Raw genomic sequence first — 22521 nt, forward strand, 5'->3', positions numbered from 1 at the left:
GTAGAATTCCACATTTCGACATTTAAAGCTAAAACCAAAAAACATTTAATTTTCAGCAACTTACAATCGCCAAACAGGTACTATCCTAAATGGTACGATTATTTCATATAATTGATCGTAACGATGTAATTGCTGAACGATATGAAACGGTTGTTAATTACCATGATAAGTATCCTGACGCTTTCGGCAAATGCAGGCGCTACGTCAAATGAAAGAGAAAGGGCCCTGGCTTTCGCACAGGGCGATTATAAAGAGATAGGTATTACAGCAGTACCAACAGACATATTGAGATCACTGACGAAAAGGTATAAAGGTTTTTTGCTGGATGAAGCCTGGATATCGGAAGAAGACGGCTTTAGGCTGTCACTCTCCAACGAAAGGAAGCATATTACATCTTTTTACAAAAGCACAGGTGAATTCATAAAAGATGAAGTGAAATAGAAAAAGCATATAGTAAGGTGATTTGAAGAATTTATTCTTCGGCAAAGGAGGCTCAAAAGCCTCCTTTTGTTTTTCCTTAACATTATACAAGGCACAGATCACTTACTTTTGTATTTATTCCATTAGCTAATGATTCCCAAAATACTGGTCGTAGACGATGATACCGCTTTTTGCGTAATGCTTAAGACTTTTCTGCAAAAGAAAGGTTTTGAAGCATTTAATGCATTTACGGCCCGTGAAGCGGAAGAAGCCCTAAGATCACAAACTTTTGATGTTGTACTTACTGACATCAGGCTGCCGGACAGCGACGGGCTGGATGTGCTTAGAACAGCAAAAGAAAGCTCGATGGAAACGCAGGTGATACTGATGACAGGATATACAGACATCAAGACAGCTGTGAACGCCATGAAGCAGGGCGCGTTCGACTATGTAGGCAAACCCATTAACCCCGATGAGATACTCCACACCATTGGGATGGCATTACAAAAAAGACCGGGCGGAAAACCAACTGAAACCAAAAAGACTTCAGCCAACCAAAAGACGCTTCCATTTGTAAAAGGAATCAGCGGCGATGCCATGAGGCTCCAGGAGCACATCGATCTTGTAGCGCCGACCAATATGTCGGTACTCATCATCGGCGACAGCGGCACAGGTAAAGAACACATTGCGCACTCCATCCATTCGCAAAGCAAAAGGGCAGCACATCCGTATATCGCGGTAGATTGCGGCGCCATACCCAAAGAGCTGGCATCGAGCGAATTCTTCGGGCACCTGAAAGGTTCATTCACCGGGGCCATAAATGACAAGACCGGCCACTTTGAAGCCGCGAACGGTGGTACGCTATTTTTAGACGAAGTGGGCAACCTAAGCTACGAAGTACAGGTACAGTTGCTAAGGGCTTTGCAGGAACGCAAGATAAAACCCGTAGGCAGCAATAATGAAATAACAGTAGACATACGTGTGGTGGCCGCTACCAACGAAGACCTGGCAGAAGCAGTAAAGCGTGGCGACTTCAGGGAAGACCTGTACCACAGGCTTAATGAGTTCTGCATAAAAGTACCCCGCCTTGCCGAACGCAAACAGGACATTATGGTATTTGCCAACCACTTTTTGGCCCAAGCCAACGATGATCTTGAAAAAGACATTGAAGGCTTTGATGACGAAGTTACCTCGCTGTTCAAAAACTACGGCTGGCCCGGCAACCTGCGTGAAATGAAGAACATTATCAAGAGATCCGTGCTACTGGAAAGATCAGAAATTATACATATTGACGTACTGCCCCACGAAATGCTGGAGGCTTCAAAAACCGAAGGCTCATTGTCAGGATACTCCAAAAGCAATGAGGAAGAAGCCATAAGGCATGCACTGGAAAAAGCCAACTACAACAAATCGAAAGCCGCAATACTATTGGACATTGACCGAAAGACACTCTACAACAAGCTGAAGCTTTACAACATTGAGCTTTAGGCCACCTCTTTTTCAAGGGCACGGCACAGCAGATCCATTTTTTCGCAAATAACCTGTACATACCCGGGCATTTGTGACCAGTCGATATCCATAGGCCTGTCTTCCAACGGAAGAAGTAGCGCGGCTATCTCATTCACTTCCATCTGCTTCAGCATTGGTATCATCCTGTGGGCGGTCTCTGCCAATTGGCGCCCGTCGCTATTCGATGCCGCACTAACAAGTTCTTCACAATTGCTTTTGGCACTCGCTGTAAATGTAAGTATTATCGTCCTCAATGAGTCGGGGTCGTTGTTGGTAAATTGCGAAAGGCTTTCCAGGCTGTATAACTTGCCTTGAGTAACACGGACTTCCGTTTTTGGCTTCAGCTGCATTTTTTCTCCAAAGAGCCTTTTAAGGAGTTCAAGAAGCTCATCCAACTGTATGGGCTTAGGGTGGTGTGCCGTAAAGCCCCTGCCCAGGAAATCATCTTCAGTAAGGTCCCGCCTGCCGGATAATGCAATAACAGGCAACATATTTACAGACGGATCGGCATGCTGCCGTATTGCCGCAAGTACTTCGAAACCATCCATCGAAGGCATTTGGATATCGGTCAATACAATATCGAACCTGTCTTTTTCCAACGCAGGGATAATTGCAGAAGGATTGATCTCTGTACGCACGTATGCCGCATGGCTGCCCAGCAACTCTTTCATTAATGTTAGCTGTGTGCTGTCGTCGTCTACGACCAGGATACGCTTGTCTTTCAATGAAGATACTTTTTTTTCAGCAACAGCAGGGCTGGTGGCAGACGCTTCATTTTTGCCCGCAATGCATGGTATGGAGATGATAAATATGGAGCCCTGCCCCTCGGCGCTTTCAAGGGTAATGGTCCCCCCGAGCAATTCAATAATGCGTTTTGAGATCGTAAGCCCCAGGCCGGTCCCCCCAAACTTCTTTTCGATACCGGCATGGGCCTGAGTAAATTCCCTGAATACTTCATCATGCTTGTCTGGGGCAATGCCTATGCCGGTATCGAGCACCGAAATGAGTATATCGAAACCTTCTATCTTCGCAGTAACTTCTACCGATCCATCGCTCGTGAATTTAACAGCATTACTTATAAGGTTTGTCAGCACCTGCTTTATACGATACGGATCAGCTATGTAGTTACGGTCGAGCCTGTCGTCTATGTCCCAATTGAGCTCGATATTCTTTTTTTGTGCCATTGGCGAAAGCGCCATGCAGGTCCCCTCAATAATATTCCTGACATTAAACGATGATAGCTCAATGGCAAAGCGATTATTCTCGAGCCGCGAAAAATCGAGCAGGTCGTTTACCAGTTTCAGGATGTAGTCGGCAGATTGTTTGATATTCCCAAGGTATTGTCCCTGCCTCGTGGTTACGCCCGAATCTCTGATAAGGTCATGAAATCCGATGATGCTTCCAAGCGGTGTTTGCAGGTCATGGGTTACCGCTGCCATCAGCATGGTCTTGGTACGGAGTAACTCTTCATTCTCGTGGTTGAGCAGTTCCAGCTGACGGCGATAATTTTGATTAGAAGTAAGGTCCCTTATGATGATCCAGGCAAAGACAATAAAAAAGAACAGAGTTATCGCCCCCACCCAAGCCATCTTTTTTACAGTGGCCGAAATTGAGTTCCGGGACTCTTCGATCTTTGCATATGATTTTTCGAGGAATTCTTTTTCTACAGATGTAAGAAGTGTCCGCAGCCTGTCTGAGAGCATACGGTTCTCATCCAAAAGCCTTTGTTCCCGCTGAGCCAGTCCGTAGTTCACTTTCCTGCTCCGCTCAATGACGTTAGAGAGTACTTTATCAAATACCAGGGCGAGCGAATCGTTGGAGACCTGGAGCTTGCTCAGTGAATCGAGCATTTTTTTTGGGAGTGCCGAGTATACCAGCTGCCTTGCGTCATATTGCTTTCTGGAGCGCACGGGCTTGGTTTTGTCCCACACAGAATCCTTTGCTGAATAAATACCGTCTATGGCAACGTTCAGCGGATTTTTTCCATATTTTTCGCGGTACTGCCTTATCTCCTCAATGCTTTGTTTTTTTCGTGCCAAAAGCATTTGGATGGAATCAAATTTAGGGACCTGTGAGGCTTCGGCACTGCCTTTAACTGCATCTATCTCGCGGGCAATGCTGTCTATAAAAGTAATGTATCGGTTATGATCTGCTGCCTTGCCCGATAGTATGGCACCCCTGCCTATGGCTTCGGAAGCATACAGGTCGGCAATAGTGTTGCTTATCCTTACGATATTTTCATTATCGTTGGCCGCTCGTGCAGGTATGGCTATCTTAATGATCTCGTTATAAAGGAACCAGACCGATAATACCGCTGCGCCAAACAGCAGTACATAACCGGCAATTACTTTATATTTTACAGCTCTTGGTTTTTGTACCATACGATAAAGCTACTACATTATCGTAATAAAACCGGTACAAAAAAAAGTTAAAGTATAGCGATGTTAGCTTCTTACCATAACACGCAAAAAGTTAATTTCATCTTTTAGGTGCTGGATCTCTGAAGTGAGGCTTTCTACTAAAATGTCATAAACTTCCTTGTTAGAGCTGCTAAATCCGCTTCCGTCGGCGCTCATTGTTTCATTGAAGATATATGATATGTTAACATCAAGTATCCTTACGATCTTTAAAAGTTTGACAACATTAAGCCTCCTGTCATCTTTTTCCAGTCGCCCATAGTTGCTTTGGGTAACATCCAGATGAAGAGCCATAGCTTCTTGCGTTATTCCTTTCTCCTCCCTGAGATTTTTGATACGTTGTCCGATCACATTCATTTTAGTAAGTTTTTTTAGTGAATATAGTTGTTGCAGAACTATGTAAATTTTAATTACCGTACTAAAGTCAAAAGTTCAAAAACCGGATACTATTTTGGTTTAAAAACCAACGTTATCCTTTATTGTCGAACTTAATAAAAGCTCTAGTACAATATTGATTTCAGTAATTTTTCATAAAATTAATAAAAGTATCTAACTAAAAAACCTAAAAATAAATTAATCGACATAATGTATTTTTTTACCGCCAAAACGACAGATAAAAAATACATATATAGTTATTTTTTAATAATTAAAATTTGAATTACGGGAAAACCTCCTTGTGCTGAGCCGCATACAATAAAAAACCCACGCTGTTGGCGTGGGTCAGTATTATTATTGTGAGATGATCGATCTCGAAATAACTATTTTTTGTATCTCCGATGTTCCTTCATAGATCTGCGTGATCTTTGCGTCCCGCATAAGCCTTTCTACGTGATACTCTTTTACGTAGCCATTACCCCCGTGTACCTGTACAGCTTCTATCGTAGTATCCATTGCCACCTGCGAAGCATAAAGCTTGGCCATGGCGCCGCTAAGGTCGTAGTTATTGCCGTTATCCTTATCCCAGGCAGCTTTCATGCACAGGTGGCGTGCCGCCTCTATGCTTACTGCCATGTCGGCCAGCTTGAACGCGATGGCCTGGTGGTTACAAATTTCTGTACCAAAGGCCTTGCGCTCTTTGGAATATTTAAGCGCAAGTTCATAAGCACCGGCTGCGATGCCCAAAGCCTGCGATGCGATACCTATCCTTCCGCCGGCAAGTGTTTTCATGGCAAACTTAAAGCCAAAGCCATCCTCGCCTATCCTGTTCTCTTTAGGTACCTTCACATCGGTGAACATCAGTGAATGCGTGTCGCTCCCGCGGATACCCAGCTTTTGTTCTTTTGCCCCTATCTCAAAGCCCGGCATGCCTTTCTCTACAATAAGTGCATTGATGCCTTTATGCCTTTTTTCAACATCGGTTTGGGCAATAACAAGGTATACTTCGGCAGTGCTGCCATTGGTTATCCAGTTTTTTGTACCGTTCAGCAAATAATGGTCTCCCATGTCTATTGCCGTGGTCCTTTGCGATGTAGCATCACTGCCCGCTTCGGGCTCACTAAGGCAGAAAGCGCCTATTATCTCACCTGTGGCTAAGCGGGTAAGGTATTTTTGCTTTTGTTCTTCGGTACCAAAGGTTTGAAGGCCCCAGCATACCAATGAGTTATTTACAGACATAACAACTGAAGCCGACGCATCTATTTTAGAGATCTCTTCCATTGCCAGTACATACGAAATGGTATCGAGTCCGCTTCCGCCATACTTAGGGTCTACCATCATACCAAGGAAGCCCAATTCGCCCATCTTTTTGATCTGCTCGGCAGGGAATGATTGCTTTTCATCTCGTTCTATAACACCCGGAAGCAATTCGTTTTGCGCAAAATCACGCGCTGCCTTCTGGATCATCAGATGCTCTTCAGTAAGTTTAAAATCCATAATTACTAAATTATTTTTTTTGTTTTATGTGCGCCCAAATGTAATTATTTAATGTGAATTTTTCAATATCATTACTTAATTTTAGCCCATGGAAGAGGAAAACTATAACGTTTTAGGAGTAATGTCGGGAACTTCGCTTGATGGCGTGGATCTGGCACATTTACTATTTAAAGAAATTGAGGGAAAATGGTCGTTCGAAATAAAGGAAGCCGCAACCATTCCTTATAGTAATGAATGGGTAACGCGCCTGAAAGAGGCCGTGGATCATGACACTCCTGCACTTGATATACTTAACAAGGAGTATACCTTATTATTGTCAGGCATCATCAATGAGTTTATAGCAGCGTATAACATAGAAGGACTTGAAGCTATATGCTCGCACGGGCATACCATACAACACCGCCCCCATGAGGGTTTTACGCTCCAGATAGGCAACCTGCCGGAGATCGCAACCCTTACCCGACAAAAAGTAATATGCGACTACAGGGTCCAGGATGTAAAACTGGGCGGCCAGGGGGCTCCGCTGGTACCTATAGGCGACAGGCTGCTTTTTAATGGATACAGGTACTGCCTGAATTTGGGTGGCTTCTCCAATATATCATTCGAAGATGGCGGCCAAAGGGTAGCTTTTGACATTTGCCCGGTAAATACCGTACTCAATTTTTACGCCAACAGGCTGGGAATGGACTATGATGATGGCGGCGCCATAGCTGCCGCAGGAAATATGATCCCCGAACTTATGGAAGAACTTGAAAGCCTGCCTTTTTATTCACAGCCATACCCCAGATCGCTTGGCTTTGAATTCGTAAAAGGAATAGTGCTCCCACTTATGGAAAAGCATAAGTACACGGACCAAGACAAATTACGCACATTTACAGAGCATATTGCCCGACAGATAGCCCGGATAATAAAAGATAATGGCGAAACTGGCGGATCGCTTGTAACCGGCGGCGGAGCATACAACACATTCCTTATTAACAGCTTGAAAACACTCCTGCCCCAAACAGATATTTATGTGCCTGATGATAAAACCATTCAATTTAAAGAAGCATTGATCTTCGGTTTTTTAGGTGTCTTAAAAATGAGGGGCGATGTTAATGTTCTTGGAAGTGTGACCGGTGCTTATCAAGACCACAGCTCCGGGATGATATTCATGCCCTAAAGAATGCCTATTTTTTTTATTGCCTCTATAAGTTCCTGATCGTTACCACCCCGGCCCTGCATGAGAATGTTTTTCATGCGTGCTTTCCGTTCTTCTATATCTTTTAAAGAAAGCGGGATATAGTTGGGTATATTGGCTGTCAGAATACCTTCTGTCAGGCGCATTAAGATCTGCTTGTCGTAGGAATCAAGGTTGTAATTATCAAAAACCTTATCCTTTAAAGACTTCACGATTTTGCTGCTCAGGTAAGTATTCCCCGCAAAAACGATCTTAAAGGCATTTAGGAACTCATCAATGTCTATATCACTTTTGCATAGGATGCCTTGCGGGTTGATCTCTTTTATAAGACGGTCTATTAGCGAAGCCTCGCTATGCATGGTCAGGATAATAATGATGCAGTCCGGGGTTGCCTCCCGCAACAATTTGCCGAGGTCCATGCCTGAAAATATATTCTTTTCGGCATAAGGCGGAAGGCTCAGGTCAAGGTAGGCGATATCGAAAGGCTTGCCACTGTCTTTAGCCTCTGTGATATGGTCATAAGCCTGCTTACAATCCAGCGCCCTTGTAAAACTAAGTTCGTAACCTTCAAATTTTTCTTCGGACAGGACATTTATATATCCATTGACCGTCATCGGGTGGTCATCGACAATTAAAATATTCAGATCCTCGTGCATAAAACAATAATATTTACAAATTTAACAAAATTTTGGATTACAGAGCAGGAACACAATTTAAAATATTTATCTTGCAACAAATTTATTTTAACATTTTGATGTGCAGCATTCGTACCTGATAGTTGACGACAACACGTCGCATGTACAGGAAACCCTCCGCTTGTTTGAAGGTTTCCCGGAGTACTATTGCGTTGGCGTTGCAGCAACCTGCGATGAAGCCATTAACAAGATTTTGGAGCTCCAGCCCCAGATCGTTTTCCTGGAAATTAACCCTTCATCAAAAAAAAGTGGCCTCTGCCTTGGTATAATAACGGAACTTTACCAATTTATTGATACACTCCCCTATTTTATTGTACACACTGCAACACCAAAATTTGCATTTGAAGCCATTAAGGCGGGAGTATCTGATTATTTATTAAAGCCGCTGAGCACTTTTGAGCTAAGGAAAAGCCTGCTGAAGTTCCAAAAAACAGATCCGGCTGCAGCCAGTAACACCATTTGCATAAAATCTTATGGCGACTACCAGTTTATTTGCCTTAGCGATGTGGTATACCTGAAAGCTGACAATAATACGACCGATTTCCATCTTCAAAACGGCAGGACCGTTACGGCTTATAAAACACTTAAGCATTATGAGGCCAGCCTGCCATTCTTCTTTTTGAGGGTACACAACAGCTATATTGTGAACAGCAACTACATTTCCAGGATAAATACCGGAAAATCGCTTTGTTACCTTAATAACAGTGATCTGTCCATCTCCTTCTCCAAAACTTTTAAGGATAATATCGATACCATTATCCGCAGGATCGCACCCGAGTATTTATAAAATACGTCATTTACCCTTCAAATCGGTCTAGTTACTCGTATACGGGCACCATTCACTAAACAGCCTGTGTATCATAGTGATTAACTTTTTTTTCATAGTACTTTTGCTTCAGAAATAACAGCAACGGTTATTCTAAAATAGAAATTCATTACTAAGACATCTATAAAAACACTTTACTACCATGAAAAAATTTATCCTTACCATCGCTCTTATTGCTGCACTAAGTACAACTTTCGTTTCTTGCTCTACTGATGACAGCGCACTTACAGACACATCTGCAGATAATGCAATATCAGAACCGGGCAATGGCAACATATCAATACCAAAACCAACTACTCCTAAGCCATAATTTAGCACATCACATAAAAAAATATTATTTTTGAGGCACAGGTCAAACACCTGTGCCTCAAAAATTTTGTACAGACACCTATCATATACTATCGCATTATTATTTTGCCTGGGGATTTTCTCCTGCGGACATCCTGCGAAAGACGAGGAATCGCAAAATGCTATCGAAAAATTATTTGAGCGCGGAGAAAATTCGGCTCTCAGCCATAAAGAACGCGAAGCGAGCATAGACTCGGCATACACTATTTTTTCAAAATTCGACAATGATTCTGTTACTCGTTTTTTTTATCGGCGGGCTACAGTAGCCTATTATGACCTGGACCTTTACAACAAATCCTTAAGCACAAGCCACAAGGTATTTGATATGGGTGTTGACTCGAAGGATTCATTAACTATGGCCAAAGCTTCCTATTTTTTAGGAATATCCCATTCTGAAAAAAATCATAATGACAGCGCTTTTTTTTATTACGCACAGGCAGAGAAACTTTACATAGAGATCAAAGACAAGAGCCTGCTTGGTGAAATAGGGCTCAGTAAAGCGTATATATATTATGACATTGGCGAATATGTACAATGTGAAAGCCAGGCGATAAAAGCACTGAGGTTGCTTGAAGAAAAAGGAAGCACGATCGACCTCCATAAATGCAACAATCTTATAGGGAGCGCATTACTTGGCCAAAACAACTTCCCGGAAGCCATAAAATATTACAGGAAGGCCCTGAACCAACTGGATGATCTTGCTAAAGAGGGCTATCCTGAAGAAACAATATCAAACTTTCGGGCCTCCTGCTACAACAACCTGGGGCATGTTTACGTAAAAGAACAGGACTATGCCGCTGCTATAAAGATTTATCGGGAAGCGCTTGCCAGCGATCAGATAAGATCAACATTGCCCGCATTATATGCCAAACTTCAAAGTAACCTTGCTTACGCGCAATTTAGGTCGGGTAATTATTCCGGCCTCCCGCAAATGTTTTACAATTCACTGAAGATCAGGGAGAGTATTAAAGACAGGCCAGGCATTGTGGCAAGCCACATTAACCTGGGTGAGTATTATGCATCTAAGAACAACATGGCCCTTGCAATAAGTCATCTTAAAAGGGCTTACAATGATGCAAAACAAATTGGCAGCAATGATGAAATACTTACAAGCTCTAAATTATTATCCGAAATTGATAAAAAAGATGGTGCTTTCTATTCTGAGCAGTATATCAGTTTGAATGAAAAAATGCAAAATGCCATTAAGGCCAACCGGGAAAAATTTGCCCGCTTTGAATATGAAACCGATAAATTGCTGGATGAAAAGGAAGCACTTGCCAAAAAGAACACGTATATAATAGGAGCTTCGATAATCATACTGCTTTTTGTCGCGGCTATCTTCATCATTTACTACCTCAACTCCCGCAACAAGGAACTCCTCATGATACAGGAACAGCAAAAAGCCAGCGAGGAAATATACCAGCTGATGTTTGAGCAGCAGTCGAATATTGAGTCGGCCCGTACCGAGGAGAAAACAAGGATCGCGATGGAGCTTCACGACGGTATCCTCAATAACATCTATGCCGTGCGGCTCAACCTGGAGTTCATAAACAAAAAGGCTGATGAAGGATCCGTGATCAAACGGAAGGAATACATAAAAGAGCTTCAAAATGTGGAAAGTGAAATTCGTGCTGTATCGCATGACCTGAGCCGCAATGACATCTTTATCCAGGGAAAGGATTTCGGTACTATATTGCGCTTTATGATCACCTCCCAAAAAAATAACTTTAATACAGGTTTTGATGCCGAGATAGACCCCACTATAGATTGGGATGCCATTACCAACACCTATAAAGTGAATATTTACAGGATCATACAGGAGGCATTGCAAAACATTAATAAATACTCGCAGGCACAACATGCCGGGGTAGAGATCATACAGAAAGAAAACAACCTGACTGTTATTGTTACGGACAACGGCATTGGCTTTGAACCTGAAAAAGCAAAAGGAGGCATAGGCCTGAGAAACCTGCGCAAGCGCGCCGATGCCCTGAAAGGCATCCTTACCATCAACTCAGAAATAGGAAAAGGGTCGGTTATTGAAGTGGTTTTCCCATTGGCATAAAAACAAAAAATACAGAATTCTCATATATTGTTTTTATATATTTGTGCCAATTTATAAAAACACAACAAATGAAAGATTTACTAAGTAAATTCGAAAATAAACAACCTGAGATCATATTTAACTGGAAGGATACCGAAACCGAAGCAGAAGGCTGGACGGTGATCAACTCGCTTCGCGGCGGCGCTGCGGGCGGTGGTACCAGGATGCGCAAGGGACTTGACATGAACGAGGTACTTTCGCTTGCAAAAACCATGGAGGTGAAGTTCTCTGTATCCGGCCCGGCAATTGGCGGCGCCAAGTCAGGGATCAACTTTGACCCGGCCGACCCCCGCAAGGAAGGCGTACTACAAAGGTGGTATAAAGCGGTCTCACCCCTTCTTAAAAGCTATTATGGAACAGGGGGCGACCTCAACGTAGATGAGATACACGAAGTAATACCGATGACCGAAGAATGCGGCGTATGGCATCCGCAGGAGGGTGTTTTCAACGGACACTTTAAGCCCAGCGAGGCCGACAAGATCAACCGCATTGGCCAGTTGCGCCAAGGTGTTGTAAAAGTAATAGAGAACCCTGCCTTTTCGCCCGATGTGAACAGCAAATATACTGTTGCCGACATGATAACCGGATACGGTGTGGCAGAAGCTGTACGTCATTTTTATACCATTTACGGTGGTGATATAAAAGGTAAGAAAGCAATTGTACAAGGCTTTGGCAATGTAGGTTCGGCCGCGGCGTTCTACCTTGCCGAAATGGGTGCGAAAGTGGTGGGTATCATCGACCGTGATGGTGGGCTTATCAATAAAGACGGCTTCACCTTTGAAGAGATCAAACAATTGTTCCTTAATAAAGACGGTAACAAGCTGGTAGCCGGTAACATGATGCCGTTCGAGCAGATCAACCGGGAAATATGGAATGTAGGTGCTGAAATATTCACACCGTGTGCTGCCTCAAGACTGGTAACCAAAGACCAGATCGACAACATGATCGCGGCCGGGCTGGAAGTGATATCATGTGGTGCAAACGTTCCTTTTGCGGATAAGGAGATCTTCTTCGGACCAATTATGGAAGCCACCGACAGCAAGGTAAGCCTTATCCCCGACTTTATATCGAACTGTGGAATGGCAAGGGTATTTGCCTACTTCATGGAGAAAAAAGTGAGCATGACCGATGATGCTATTTTCAGCGATACATCGGCGATAATTGGCAAGGCCATCAAAAACGTGCATGCGCAAAACAGCTCTAAGACCGGAATAAGTGCTACAGCATTTGAAATTGCCCTGAAGCAATTGGTATAACGATATAAAATAGTATTTTTAATGGCAGGGATCCCCTGCCATTTTTTAATTATGGACTATAAAGAAACGCTACAATGGATGTTTGGCCGCCTCCCCATGTACCAGATGCAGGGCGCTTCGGCCTATAAAAAAGACCTAACCAATACGCTGCTGCTCGCAAAGCACCTCGGCGATCCGGAACGGAAGATCAAGGCTATACACGTGGCAGGAACCAATGGTAAAGGATCAACGTCCAATATGCTGGCCTCTATACTACAGGAGGCGGGATACAAAACCGGCTTGTACACCTCACCACACCTGAAAGACTTCAGGGAGCGGATAAAAATAAACGGGCAGGACATAACGGAAGCATCTGTGGTAAATTTTATTAACAAAAACAAAGCATTTTTTGAAGCGCAGGAACTCAGTTTTTTTGAAATGACCGTCGGCCTCGCCTTCGACTATTTTGTTTCTGAAGGTGTAGACATTGCAATAATAGAAGTTGGTATGGGTGGCAGGCTCGATTCGACCAATATCATTACACCAATCGTATCGGTGATAACCAACATCGGCATGGACCATACGCAGTTTTTGGGGAATACATTACAGGATATCGCCGGTGAAAAAGCAGGCATCATCAAGCCCGGGATACCTGTAGTGATCGGAGAATACATCCCAGAAACGAAGCCCGTATTTTTAGAGAAAGCCAAAGCCGGCTCCTCTCCTGTCTATTTTGCTTCAGATGAAGTTATCGCAGATATTCCTTCCGACCTCGTTGGCGATTACCAGGTCCAAAACCGGAGAACAGTGCTTAAGACCCTTGACGTGGTACGGGATAAATTTCCCGTAAGTCGGCATAACATTGAAAATGGCTTACTGAACGTAATGCGTAACACAGGTTTTAAAGGCAGGTGGCAGCAGGTTCATTCCAAACCTGTCGCTATAGCCGATACCGCCCACAACGGCCACGGACTTAAAATTGTCATGGCCCAACTGGAGAAGCAGGAATTTGACACGCTCCGCATTGTTTTGGGTGTTGTGAATGACAAAGACCTGGACGACATTCTGCCGCTTTTCCCGAAAAATGCAGCTTATTATTTCTGTAAGCCCAATGTGCCGCGCGGCCTGGATGAAAAACTTTTGCAGGGAGCGGCGCTTCGCCATGGACTTAATGGAAATGTATATAATTCGGTTGCAGCAGCTTATGAAGAAGCTTTGGCGAAAGCGTCTGACAGCGACTTTATTTACATTGGCGGAAGCACCTTTGTTGTAGCAGAAATTTTATGATTTTTTAATTTAATGTTTGCAAATACCAAAAATCGCGCTATATTTGCACTCGCAATACGGCACTAACGGCATTGCAAAACATATTGGGGCGATTAGCTCAGTTGGTTCAGAGCATCTCGTTTACACCGAGAGGGTCGGGGGTTCGAATCCCTCATCGCCCACAAAAATTAAAACCTTCAGTTCCGACTGAAGGTTTTTTTATTTTAAATGCATCTTAAAAATAATTCCGCTCCATATCTTCAAGCAGTCCGATCTGTACAGGTTCCCAGCCGAGTGTCTCGCGGGTTATCATGTTCTCCGAAGCACAATCCATCATTGCAAAATGTGTAAACCATGTGAAATGCTTTTCGGCATCCGCAACGGCAAGGTTAGCTAAGGGCAAATTTAACCGGGTACTTATTTTTTCTGCGATCTCAACAAATGGGATGCCTTTCTCTGCCACAGCGTGGAAGACTTTTTGCATAGGCTTAAGTTCTGCGATACGGCAATATACTTTTGCGGCATCAAGACAGTGTACTGCCGGCCAGCAGTTTTGTCCATCGCCAATATAAGCTGACCGTCCTTTATCCTTTGACATTTCTATTATCATTGGCACAAAGCCATGTTCCCCCGCCCCATGCACCGAAGGCGGAAGGCGTACTACATACACGTTGGCACCTTTGGCAGCAGCTACTACAGCCGCTTCTTCTGTCGCAGCCCTGGGTACAGTATCCGGGCCAACATTCAGCACGTCATTTTCATTCACTACACGACCATAACTGAGTATCCCGATCCCCGAAGTAATGATCAAAGGCTTTACCGTACCTGCCATTGCATCGCCCAAAGCTTCAATAACGCGACGGTCGGCTTCACAGCTTTCTTTAAATTTTGAAAAGTCGTGGTTAAAAGCCGTGTGGATCACCGCATCACACTCAACGGCACATCTAGTAATGAGGCCAATATCATTGATATCGCCCAGCAGCGCCTTGGCACCCACAGCTTCCAGATTTTGAAAACCGGCTTCAGTCCGTACCAATCCTGATACACTGTGGCCATTAGACAATAATTCATTCACGATCGAAAAGCCTACAAATCCCGAGGCTCCAGTTACAAATACTCGCATATAAATTAATTTTATAGTGCAAATCACTGAAAAAGAGAAAAGGAAAATGTGGTCATATGACGCTATTTTGCCTCATGGTGTAATTGTGCGTGACGGATCCGGGTAAGGGTTTTCAGAGATATACCAAGGTAGGAAGCTATCATGCGCAAGGGCAGGCGCATCATAAGGCCCGGGAAAGTACGTATGAAATCATCGTACTTTTCTTCGGGCGTACCTCCCAGTACAGTGGCAATGCGTTGGCGGCTGTAATAGATATTCCGGGATATAAGCTGTTGTGAAAAGTTTTTTAAGCCCGGAATTTCGGACAACAAGTTTTGGAAATCAGCTTTTTTCCAAAGTAGTACCTCCGTTGGCTCCACAGCACAGATGTTTACCGCAGAAGGTATTTCCTTATCGTAGCTTTCAACGTCCAGTGTCCAAGTATTTTCAGGAGAGAACTGCAGGATATGTTCACTGCCATTTGCCGTAATTACAGAGCTGCGCAACATCCCGTTAAGGATAAATACCTTATGGCGGCATATTTCGCCTGACTGTAAAAGCAACCCATTTTTAGCCAAAGATCGGTGCGTTGCCATGCAGATCACAGCTTTTATAGCATCTTCATCAAGCTTTGCCTGGCTTTTAAGGTATTGTTCAAATTCCGTGTGCATTATGCAAAAATATTGATATTTTTTTTTACGCAGATCATATTGCTATCTTGAAATGAATTGATAGATTTGCGCCAAACTAACTTATACACATGAAAAAAATATTCTTTTTCGCTGCGGCATGCGCGGCAATGCTCACATCATGTTCTGACGACGATTCAAGCAGCTCAGGCGGATCCAATGCTCCCCTTTCTGTAAAAGTAAACGGTACCCTTAAAAAATTCAGCAATGTAGAGGTTGAGCTGGAAGGCCAAAGGGTATATGTTGTAGCGATGAGCACGAACCATTCAGAAATACTTTCTTTTGAAACCGACCTGGGCTACACAGGTGATGGCTATGTATTTTACGTACAGTACGTGAAAGACAACACGATCTACTGGGAAGGTGAAAATACTACCAGCAATGTTGAAGTAAATACTGAGAACAGGCTTAAAGGTACTTTTGGCGCTACAGTAGAATCGTATAATGATAATGGCGATGTAGATGAAACACTTACGCTAACAAACGGTAAGTTCGACCTGCCTTATTAATATCGTTTAAAAACTTATGAAATGCCCCGGCTCTTGTCGGGGCATTTTTTATGGTTTAGTTTCCGGAAGCGCAATTAACATTATCGGTAACAATTGATGAAATTTGGCTAAAACAGGGACATTTTTGCCGATACCGGCAAAAACTAAAAATCCTCTTTCACTTCAAATTTTACAACTTCCCCCGTCACCGGATGTGTGAATCTAAGGAAAGCGGCATGCAGGTGCAGCCTCTCGGCCGTGGTGCCGTAAAGGTCATCTCCTACAATGGGTGCGTTCAGTCCCAGTTCGTGGGCGGCGTGCATGCGCAATTGGTGTGTACGGCCGGTCAATGGCCAAAAGTGGACTTTTGTTGTGGTTTCATTGCGTTCAACGACCTTCCATTTTGTTACAGCCGGTTTCCCGAATTCAAAGCAAACCAATTGCCGTGGCCTGTTGTCAAGATCGCCACGTAAGGGCAGACTTATCTCGCCCTCTTTTCCATCAATACGCTTCGAGAGCAATGCTGTATATCTTTTTGTAACGGTGCGCTTCAGGAATTGCTTTTGTATGTGTTCGTGTACATCCTTTACTTTGGCAACAACTAAAAGCCCCGATGTTGACATGTCCAGCCTGTGGATGATGAGAGGCTCGATACCGCCCCACATGCCTTTGAGTCGTGCATATACCGAATCATACACCTGTATTCCCGGCACCGAAAGCAACTCAGCAGGTTTGTTCACCACCACAAAACTATCATCTTCATATACGATCTCCAGCTCTTTGCCTTCTCCCCTATTCAGCAAGAACGGGTCATCATCCAGTTCCATCCCTTCAAGCATGTGCGCGAGGATAGGCTTGCATTTGCCTGTACAGGCAGGGTAAAACTGGCCGTGCCTGCGCACTTCCGACTTTGGTGGCGCACCCCACCAGAATTCGGCCATTGCCAAGGGCTTATATCCATGCAGAAAGGCATATTGTAATAATTTGGGCGTGGCGCACTCCCCCGCTGCCGCGGGCGGCTTTCCAAAAACAGTTGGACTGAATATGTCCTGAAGACTTTTCTCTTTTTTATCTTTATTCAGGAACACATACTGCTCAAAAAGCTGCTGCTGCAGTGCGGCCGACTTCTCCGCGCGTTCCCTTTTCAGGCTTTCAATTTCTGTATCGAATGCTTCAAGTGGTGATCGCACTTCGTCAAGCTGCTGTTTCCAATAGGCCGAAAGCATTCTCGACTGGTGCCTGTCATTCAGGCTATGCCGCACAAGATAAGCTTCCAGGCGGGCAAAGTGCTTTTCATTTAGAAATGGCTGCTCCTCTTCCCTAAGCTTTTTTCGGTCTTCTTTATTCCTTTTTAGTTTGGCTTTAAGCGCGGCAAGTTCTGCTTCGGAAACATCGGTTAAACGCTTAAATTCCTGCTTCAGTGTTTTGTAATCCTCATCCGATCCGATCTCACTTACCCTGTCATTGATGCTGTTAAGGATGTATTGCTCCTTCAGGAAAAAACTGTTCTCTTCAAGCATGTCAAAAACCGGCGGCACAAAACCCGGATGGTCATTGGACCCTGCCAGCTTACCCGAAAATCCGGAAAGATATCCCAGCTTCCCATCAGCATCCTGCACCACCAGCACACCGAACATTTTTCCTATCACCAGGCCTTCTGCTTCAGCTATGATCCCAAAATTATGGTCAAGGCCCGATCGCGTTACTAAATAATGCTTTAGCTCATCCGCAGCAATTTCAGCCAATGGGTGCGGCTCATAATAAAACGGGAAGGTAAACCGTTCAGGCAGGGCGATCCCCTTTACGGATGTTTCCGAAAAGTAAGTGACCTTATTTTGACTGTCGTAGGGCAAGAGTAATTTTTTAAGACTGCGAAAGTAGTGGATATTTCTTTTGCAGTAAATCGCAATAATATAATTTAACGCATTATTTTTGGGATCTATGAACGATGATAAATTTATCTTTTGCCTTGAGGCCGTAGCCGATGTTGAAAGTGAAGTAGTGACCGAAACCTACACTAACCTGCAACAGCTTGCCTGGGAACAGAGCGTTGGGAGCATTTACCAAACCTGCGATACTATTGAAGGCATGGTAGACAGCCTTAACGCGCTGCTGTATAATGACCATGATTTCAGGAACTACGAGATCATCTATCTTGTAATGCAAGGCGAAAAGAATATCATTTGCCTTAACGGTCACTATTACAGCATAGAGGAGGTGGCGGAAATTTTTGAGGGCAGGATGAAAGGTAAGATCATTCATTTCGCCAATGCTAAAGTACTTGACCTGACACCTGAAGAAGCGCAATACTTTTTAGATGTTACGTGTGCAAAGGCCATTTCCGGATACGGTGCCGAGTTTGGCAAGATCACCAGCAGCAGCCTCGACAAAGCCTTTTTCAGCCTGTTTGAAGATGAAGATGATGTGATCGAGATCGTAGAAGAACTCCACCGTAAGCATTATGCCCTTTGCAAGCTTCTTGATCTCAGGTTATACTACTGATCTTTTAAGGGTTTATTTACAATATCTGTTTTGTTTTAAGGTATATTTGATCTGATATCCACATACCTATGAAACAAACTGTACAATTCCCATTTTACGCAAAATTTGCCCTGATCCTATTCATAATCGTATCGGTAACCGCCCTGCTTTACTTAGGCCAGTCGGTTATTGTCCCCTTATTAATGGCGTTGCTATTTGCCATATTGCTGCGGCCGGTCGCAAACTTCATGGAAAAGAAAATGAAAATGCCGCACGTGCTTGCCTGCCTGCTTACGGTGGTTTTATTTGTAGTATTCATAGGCGGGATCTTTTATTTCATATCTATACAGGTAGTTGAAATGGCCAACGACTGGAACACCATGAAAACCAACCTCATGCAGCATTACCATAACCTCCAGGCGTATGTAAAGGATACTTTTGAGCTTGACAGGGACCAGCAGGAACAACTCATCAGTAAGGCAGCCGACAGTTCGCTTGATTCCGGTACCAGCATGGTAAGCACTACTCTCGTATCTTTTTCCGATACTATGATGAACCTGGTGCTCATACCCATATATATTTTCCTAATATTACTGTACCGCAACCACTTTATCAAATTCCTCTGCAAGCTGTTTAACGAAAAACATCATGAAAAGCTGCAGCAGATACTCGCTACTATTAAAGTATCGGTACAAAGCTACATTATAGGGCTGATGATCGAATTTGTGATCGTATCAGTACTTACTTCAGTAGGCCTGATGATCATCGGGATGAAATATGCCATACTCCTTGGGGTGATCACCGGGCTGCTAAACCTGATCCCGTACATTGGGATCCTGATCGCTGGCATACTTACCATTGTAGCATCCCTTACCGGTACTACAGATCTTTCGATAATCGTTGGGATAATAGTGGTGAACGTTGTTGTACAACTTATAGACAACAACCTGTTGGTACCTATGATCGTAAGCTCGAAGGTAGAGATCAATGCCATAGCATCCATTGTAGGGATCATCATTGGCGGAATACTTGGTGGCATCTCCGGAATGTTCCTGGCCATCCCCATCATGGCCATCATAAAGGTGATCTTTGACCGGATCGATTCGCTCGAACCGTGGGGATACCTTTTAGGCGATGACCTGCCCAGGAATTTCCAATGGCGTAAAAAAAGGCCCGAAAAACCGCAAGCCACACCGGAGGCTTAAATGTGAAAAATACCTTAATTTAAAATGGTTTAACGGATCCGTAACAGAATATAGCCGTAAATTTATTCATCATACCTGACGACTATGGAAATGACCGAACAGCTTTTTTGGCTATTTGTACTCGCGATACCCATATCGTGCGTTGCCTGGACGGTTACCCACGAAGAAGTATTCCGTGAGCCGAGAGAGTATTGCGTGGGCCGCAGCAAGTGTGGCAAAAGCATACTGGAGCGCAAATTCTTTTATCTTTTTACCTGCGAATACTGTTTTAGTCATTACGTTACTATTTTCTTTCTGGTATTGACCGGATTTAAACTCCTGATCGATGACTGGCGCGGTTACCTCATTGCAGGGTTCGCACTGGTTTTTACTGCCAATGCCTATATGAGCATCTTCGCATTTTTACGCCAGGCCATCAAAAAAGAAAAAACAGAAATAGAGGTGATGAAGAAAAGCGTTGAGCCCGACGAAAAAGAAGCCACTGACAGCATACATTAATTTAGCACACCGATAAGTATCAGGTCGGTCACCGGCTTTCCATCCCAACCGTCATATACTTTTCGCTGCATATCGGTAATTTCAAAACCATTGTCTTTTAGAGCCTTCGTAAGATAGCCCTCTTCATGGTTGTACATGTATACTTTATCCCCTTTTGAAGAAGTCCTCCACCCTGATGTAACATAATTATCTTCCATCGTACTGAGATAGATAACGCCATTGGGTTCCAGCAACTTTGCAGAATCGGCAATAACCTGTATACATTCTTCCCTGGACAAGTACGGAAATACAAATCCTATCATCATGCCATTGAACTTCCTGTTCAGTTTATCTATTTCACGGCAGTCCAACAACTCAAAAGCTGCTTCTGGGCAATTTTGCTTTGCAAGGGCGATCATATTCTCGGCAATGTCGGTACCCAGTATTTTAAGCCCCGGACATTTGTCCAACATATACCGTGTAATATTACCCGGTCCACAAGCCAGTTCCAATACAGATCCATCAGTTGGAAGGCATTTGCAGAACAGGTCGATAGATGTGGCGTACATGGCTACATCCATATACTTTTCCTGATACAGGTCCGCATTTTTATTGAATACATTTTTTACGAGCTGTGTATTGTTTTGCATACCGTAGTTTTTTATCAAAAATATAAAACATGCATTTATGGAAGATGCTCGCCCTACATTTTGATCTTCATATTTTTCACAGAAGCGGTCACCGCCAAATTCACGGTAAGATACTTAATATATGGACTTAAATATTGGTCAGTGAAAAATGAAAGATTCCGTCAATATACCTCTTTTGAGAGTTGTCAAGATCCCTATAGGATCAACAGGACCAACGGGAGTAACTGGAGTAGCTGGACCCGCAGGGCCATTAGGATTAACAGGACCAACGGAGCAACTGGAGTAGCTGGACCAGATTTGCAAATGGCACTGCCGCAGGGCAGGTATACCTTACAGGCGGATCTCCGTTCTCACCACAGGCACCGGCAACAATGTCGGGGGATGTAACCATTACATCAGCAGGCGTTACAACAATAACTGACGGCGCTGTTGCTACTTCGAACATCAGTGCAGGAGGTACAGCGTCGTCCACAACTTACCTGAGGGGTGATGGGCAGTGGGCAGCTCCTTCACAAGGGCCACTCCCAGTAACAACAATAAGTTCAAGCGGAACAACATTGAGTACATCCAACCAGTTTGTTTACTTAACAGGCAATCATAGCGTACTTTTACCTCCAAATCCACCTGCAGGGCAAACGATATACTTCTTTAGCGAAAGTACGTCAGCAACGATCAGTCCAAATGGAAAATTCATAAGGGATGGCGGATTTAACTACGGAACCTCAACGTTTAATGAATTTGGAGGTACTACTTCTAAAGGTTTCATATTAATATTTAACGGAACATATTGGTTTACCATTTAATACATAGCCAGTATTGACCGAAAAGCCTTTTTACAGATGTAAAAAGGCTTTTTTATTTAATGGAGACCCTCAAAATAAAAATCCTCCCAAGGTGTTAGGGAGGATTTAGATAGTTTATAAACTAATGTAATATTATGAAAAAGTAGTCCACACTCTTCACCTGATAAATGTATCAACATTTCTTTCTGATGTGTTATAGTTTATTCCAAAAATCTTATAACATTTCACAAAACAAAAAAAGCTCCCGACTATCGGAAGCTTTACTATATTTTGTGCAGGGTCCTTATTAAAGAGCCGCTACGTGCCTTGTAAGTTTTGACTTCAGGTTAGAAGCCTTGTTGGCGTGAATGATATTTTTCTTCGCCAGTTTGTCGATCATAGATATAACTGAAGAAAGTTTTGCTGAAGCTTCATTCTTATCAGTAGCGATACGTATTGCCTTGATAGCATTACGCGTTGTTTTATGCTGATACTTGTTCAGCACCCTTTTCTTTTCGTTTGTCCTGATCCTCTTTAAAGCTGACTTATGATTTGCCATTTTTTCTTAACTTAGTGTCTTATTATTCTTTTTTGTAGTCCGTAGGGGAATCGAACCCCTGTTACCAGGATGAAAACCTGGCGTCCTAACCCCTAGACGAACGGACCATTGTCCTTTGAAATTTGTAGCCCGTAGGGGAGTCGAACCCCTCTTGCCAGAATGAAAATCTGAAGTCCTAACCGATAGACGAACGGGCCATTTTGTTTCTCTAATGCG

22 protein-coding genes and 3 tRNA genes are annotated in these 22521 nt (G+C 43.6%); 14 read left to right on the forward strand and 11 right to left on the reverse strand.

Annotation, left to right across the window (positions count from 1 at the left end):
* The first annotated feature begins 141 nt into the window (after window positions 1-141).
* Both ACT6R0_RS13255 and ACT6R0_RS13260 read left to right on the forward strand, forming a co-directional pair.
* Window positions 142-441 (forward strand): hypothetical protein, encoded by a 300-nt coding sequence (locus ACT6R0_RS13255; protein WP_444654377.1) that lies wholly within the window; start codon window positions 142-144, stop codon window positions 439-441.
* Between the two features lie 129 nt (window positions 442-570).
* A complete protein-coding gene (locus ACT6R0_RS13260) occupies window positions 571-1908 on the forward strand; it encodes a sigma-54-dependent transcriptional regulator (RefSeq protein ID WP_444654375.1) in 1338 nt (445 codons plus the stop codon).
* Here the strand turns inward: ACT6R0_RS13260 and ACT6R0_RS13265 are convergent.
* From ACT6R0_RS13265 to ACT6R0_RS13275, 3 genes are all read right to left on the reverse strand, one after another.
* Window positions 1905-4310 (reverse strand): ATP-binding response regulator, encoded by a 2406-nt coding sequence (locus ACT6R0_RS13265; protein ID WP_444654374.1) that lies wholly within the window; start codon window positions 4308-4310, stop codon window positions 1905-1907. The genes ACT6R0_RS13260 and ACT6R0_RS13265 overlap by 4 nt on opposite strands.
* A gap of 63 nt (window positions 4311-4373) precedes the next feature.
* The gene (locus tag ACT6R0_RS13270; RefSeq protein WP_444654372.1) at window positions 4374-4703 is read right to left on the reverse strand and encodes a helix-turn-helix domain-containing protein; all 330 of its coding nucleotides are present in this window, start codon (window positions 4701-4703) and stop codon (window positions 4374-4376) included.
* A gap of 372 nt (window positions 4704-5075) precedes the next feature.
* Window positions 5076-6218, reverse strand: coding sequence for an acyl-CoA dehydrogenase (locus ACT6R0_RS13275; RefSeq protein WP_444654371.1), 1143 nt, complete (start codon window positions 6216-6218; stop codon window positions 5076-5078).
* Window positions 6219-6306: 88 nt separating this feature from the next.
* On the opposite strand from ACT6R0_RS13275, the gene ACT6R0_RS13280 reads away from it, so the two are divergent.
* Window positions 6307-7380 carry an anhydro-N-acetylmuramic acid kinase gene (locus tag ACT6R0_RS13280; RefSeq protein ID WP_444654369.1) on the forward strand — a complete coding sequence of 358 codons (1074 nt, stop codon included), beginning with the start codon at window positions 6307-6309 and terminating at the stop codon, window positions 7378-7380.
* On the opposite strand, the gene ACT6R0_RS13285 is transcribed toward ACT6R0_RS13280, so the two are convergent.
* Window positions 7377-8054, reverse strand: a complete 678-nt coding sequence (locus tag ACT6R0_RS13285; protein WP_444654367.1) for a response regulator — start codon at window positions 8052-8054, stop codon at window positions 7377-7379. The two genes, ACT6R0_RS13280 and ACT6R0_RS13285, sit on opposite strands and share 4 nt — an antisense overlap.
* Window positions 8055-8154: 100 nt before the next feature.
* Here ACT6R0_RS13285 and ACT6R0_RS13290 point away from each other — a divergent pair, with 100 nt between their 5' ends.
* From ACT6R0_RS13290 to ACT6R0_RS13315, 6 genes are all read left to right on the forward strand, one after another.
* On the forward strand, window positions 8155-8880 hold the full coding sequence (locus ACT6R0_RS13290; protein ID WP_444654366.1) for a LytR/AlgR family response regulator transcription factor: 726 nt from the start codon (window positions 8155-8157) through the stop codon (window positions 8878-8880).
* 181 nt (window positions 8881-9061) lie between these two features.
* Window positions 9062-9229 (forward strand): hypothetical protein, encoded by a 168-nt coding sequence (locus tag ACT6R0_RS13295; RefSeq protein ID WP_444654365.1) that lies wholly within the window; start codon window positions 9062-9064, stop codon window positions 9227-9229.
* Window positions 9230-9295: 66 nt separating this feature from the next.
* On the forward strand, window positions 9296-11332 hold the full coding sequence (locus ACT6R0_RS13300) for a tetratricopeptide repeat-containing sensor histidine kinase (protein ID WP_444654364.1): 2037 nt from the start codon (window positions 9296-9298) through the stop codon (window positions 11330-11332).
* A 68-nt stretch (window positions 11333-11400) separates the two neighbouring features.
* Window positions 11401-12627 (forward strand): Glu/Leu/Phe/Val dehydrogenase dimerization domain-containing protein, encoded by a 1227-nt coding sequence (locus ACT6R0_RS13305; RefSeq protein WP_444654363.1) that lies wholly within the window; start codon window positions 11401-11403, stop codon window positions 12625-12627.
* A gap of 51 nt (window positions 12628-12678) precedes the next feature.
* Window positions 12679-13893 carry a bifunctional folylpolyglutamate synthase/dihydrofolate synthase gene (locus tag ACT6R0_RS13310; RefSeq protein ID WP_444654362.1) on the forward strand — a complete coding sequence of 405 codons (1215 nt, stop codon included), beginning with the start codon at window positions 12679-12681 and terminating at the stop codon, window positions 13891-13893.
* A gap of 86 nt (window positions 13894-13979) precedes the next feature.
* A tRNA-Val gene (locus ACT6R0_RS13315) sits at window positions 13980-14054 on the forward strand.
* A 53-nt stretch (window positions 14055-14107) separates the two neighbouring features.
* Here ACT6R0_RS13315 and ACT6R0_RS13320 read toward each other — a convergent pair.
* A complete protein-coding gene (locus ACT6R0_RS13320; protein ID WP_444654361.1) occupies window positions 14108-14995 on the reverse strand; it encodes an SDR family oxidoreductase in 888 nt (295 codons plus the stop codon).
* 62 nt (window positions 14996-15057) lie between these two features.
* The gene (locus ACT6R0_RS13325) at window positions 15058-15645 is read right to left on the reverse strand and encodes a Crp/Fnr family transcriptional regulator (protein WP_444654359.1); all 588 of its coding nucleotides are present in this window, start codon (window positions 15643-15645) and stop codon (window positions 15058-15060) included.
* 89 nt (window positions 15646-15734) lie between these two features.
* Here ACT6R0_RS13325 and ACT6R0_RS13330 point away from each other — a divergent pair, with 89 nt between their 5' ends.
* Window positions 15735-16172, forward strand: a complete 438-nt coding sequence (locus ACT6R0_RS13330) for a hypothetical protein (protein ID WP_444654358.1) — start codon at window positions 15735-15737, stop codon at window positions 16170-16172.
* A 143-nt stretch (window positions 16173-16315) separates the two neighbouring features.
* Here ACT6R0_RS13330 and ACT6R0_RS13335 read toward each other — a convergent pair whose 3' ends face one another.
* Window positions 16316-18004, reverse strand: coding sequence for a pseudouridine synthase (locus ACT6R0_RS13335; protein ID WP_444654356.1), 1689 nt, complete (start codon window positions 18002-18004; stop codon window positions 16316-16318).
* Between the two features lie 88 nt (window positions 18005-18092).
* Here ACT6R0_RS13335 and ACT6R0_RS13340 point away from each other — a divergent pair, with 88 nt between their 5' ends.
* The 3 genes from ACT6R0_RS13340 (at window position 18093) to ACT6R0_RS13350 (ending at window position 20335) form a co-directional block, all read left to right on the forward strand.
* On the forward strand, window positions 18093-18653 hold the full coding sequence (locus ACT6R0_RS13340; RefSeq protein ID WP_444654355.1) for a DUF6642 family protein: 561 nt from the start codon (window positions 18093-18095) through the stop codon (window positions 18651-18653).
* Window positions 18654-18721: 68 nt separating this feature from the next.
* Window positions 18722-19837, forward strand: a complete 1116-nt coding sequence (locus ACT6R0_RS13345; RefSeq protein ID WP_444654353.1) for an AI-2E family transporter — start codon at window positions 18722-18724, stop codon at window positions 19835-19837.
* 84 nt (window positions 19838-19921) lie between these two features.
* A complete protein-coding gene (locus ACT6R0_RS13350) occupies window positions 19922-20335 on the forward strand; it encodes a hypothetical protein (protein ID WP_444654351.1) in 414 nt (137 codons plus the stop codon).
* Here the strand turns inward: ACT6R0_RS13350 and ACT6R0_RS13355 are convergent.
* Window positions 20332-20964: a class I SAM-dependent DNA methyltransferase gene (locus tag ACT6R0_RS13355; protein ID WP_444654350.1), complete on the reverse strand. Its 633-nt coding sequence runs from the start codon at window positions 20962-20964 to the stop codon at window positions 20332-20334. The genes ACT6R0_RS13350 and ACT6R0_RS13355 overlap by 4 nt on opposite strands.
* 371 nt (window positions 20965-21335) lie before the next feature.
* Here ACT6R0_RS13355 and ACT6R0_RS13360 point away from each other — a divergent pair, with 371 nt between their 5' ends.
* On the forward strand, window positions 21336-21767 hold the full coding sequence (locus ACT6R0_RS13360; RefSeq protein ID WP_444654348.1) for a hypothetical protein: 432 nt from the start codon (window positions 21336-21338) through the stop codon (window positions 21765-21767).
* A 286-nt stretch (window positions 21768-22053) separates the two neighbouring features.
* On the opposite strand, the gene rpsT is transcribed toward ACT6R0_RS13360, so the two are convergent.
* The 3 genes from rpsT to ACT6R0_RS13375 all read right to left on the reverse strand — a co-directional run bounded on the left by rpsT (window position 22054) and on the right by ACT6R0_RS13375 (window position 22502).
* Window positions 22054-22305, reverse strand: a complete 252-nt coding sequence (gene rpsT / locus ACT6R0_RS13365; protein ID WP_444654347.1) for a 30S ribosomal protein S20 — start codon at window positions 22303-22305, stop codon at window positions 22054-22056.
* Between the two features lie 35 nt (window positions 22306-22340).
* A tRNA-Glu gene (locus ACT6R0_RS13370) sits at window positions 22341-22412 on the reverse strand.
* Window positions 22413-22430: 18 nt separating this feature from the next.
* Window positions 22431-22502, reverse strand: a tRNA-Glu gene (locus tag ACT6R0_RS13375).
* Between the last annotated feature and the right edge of the window lie 19 nt (window positions 22503-22521).

The organism is Flavobacterium sp. (genome assembly GCF_052437795.1).
GTDB lineage: Bacteria > Bacteroidota > Bacteroidia > Flavobacteriales > Flavobacteriaceae > Flavobacterium.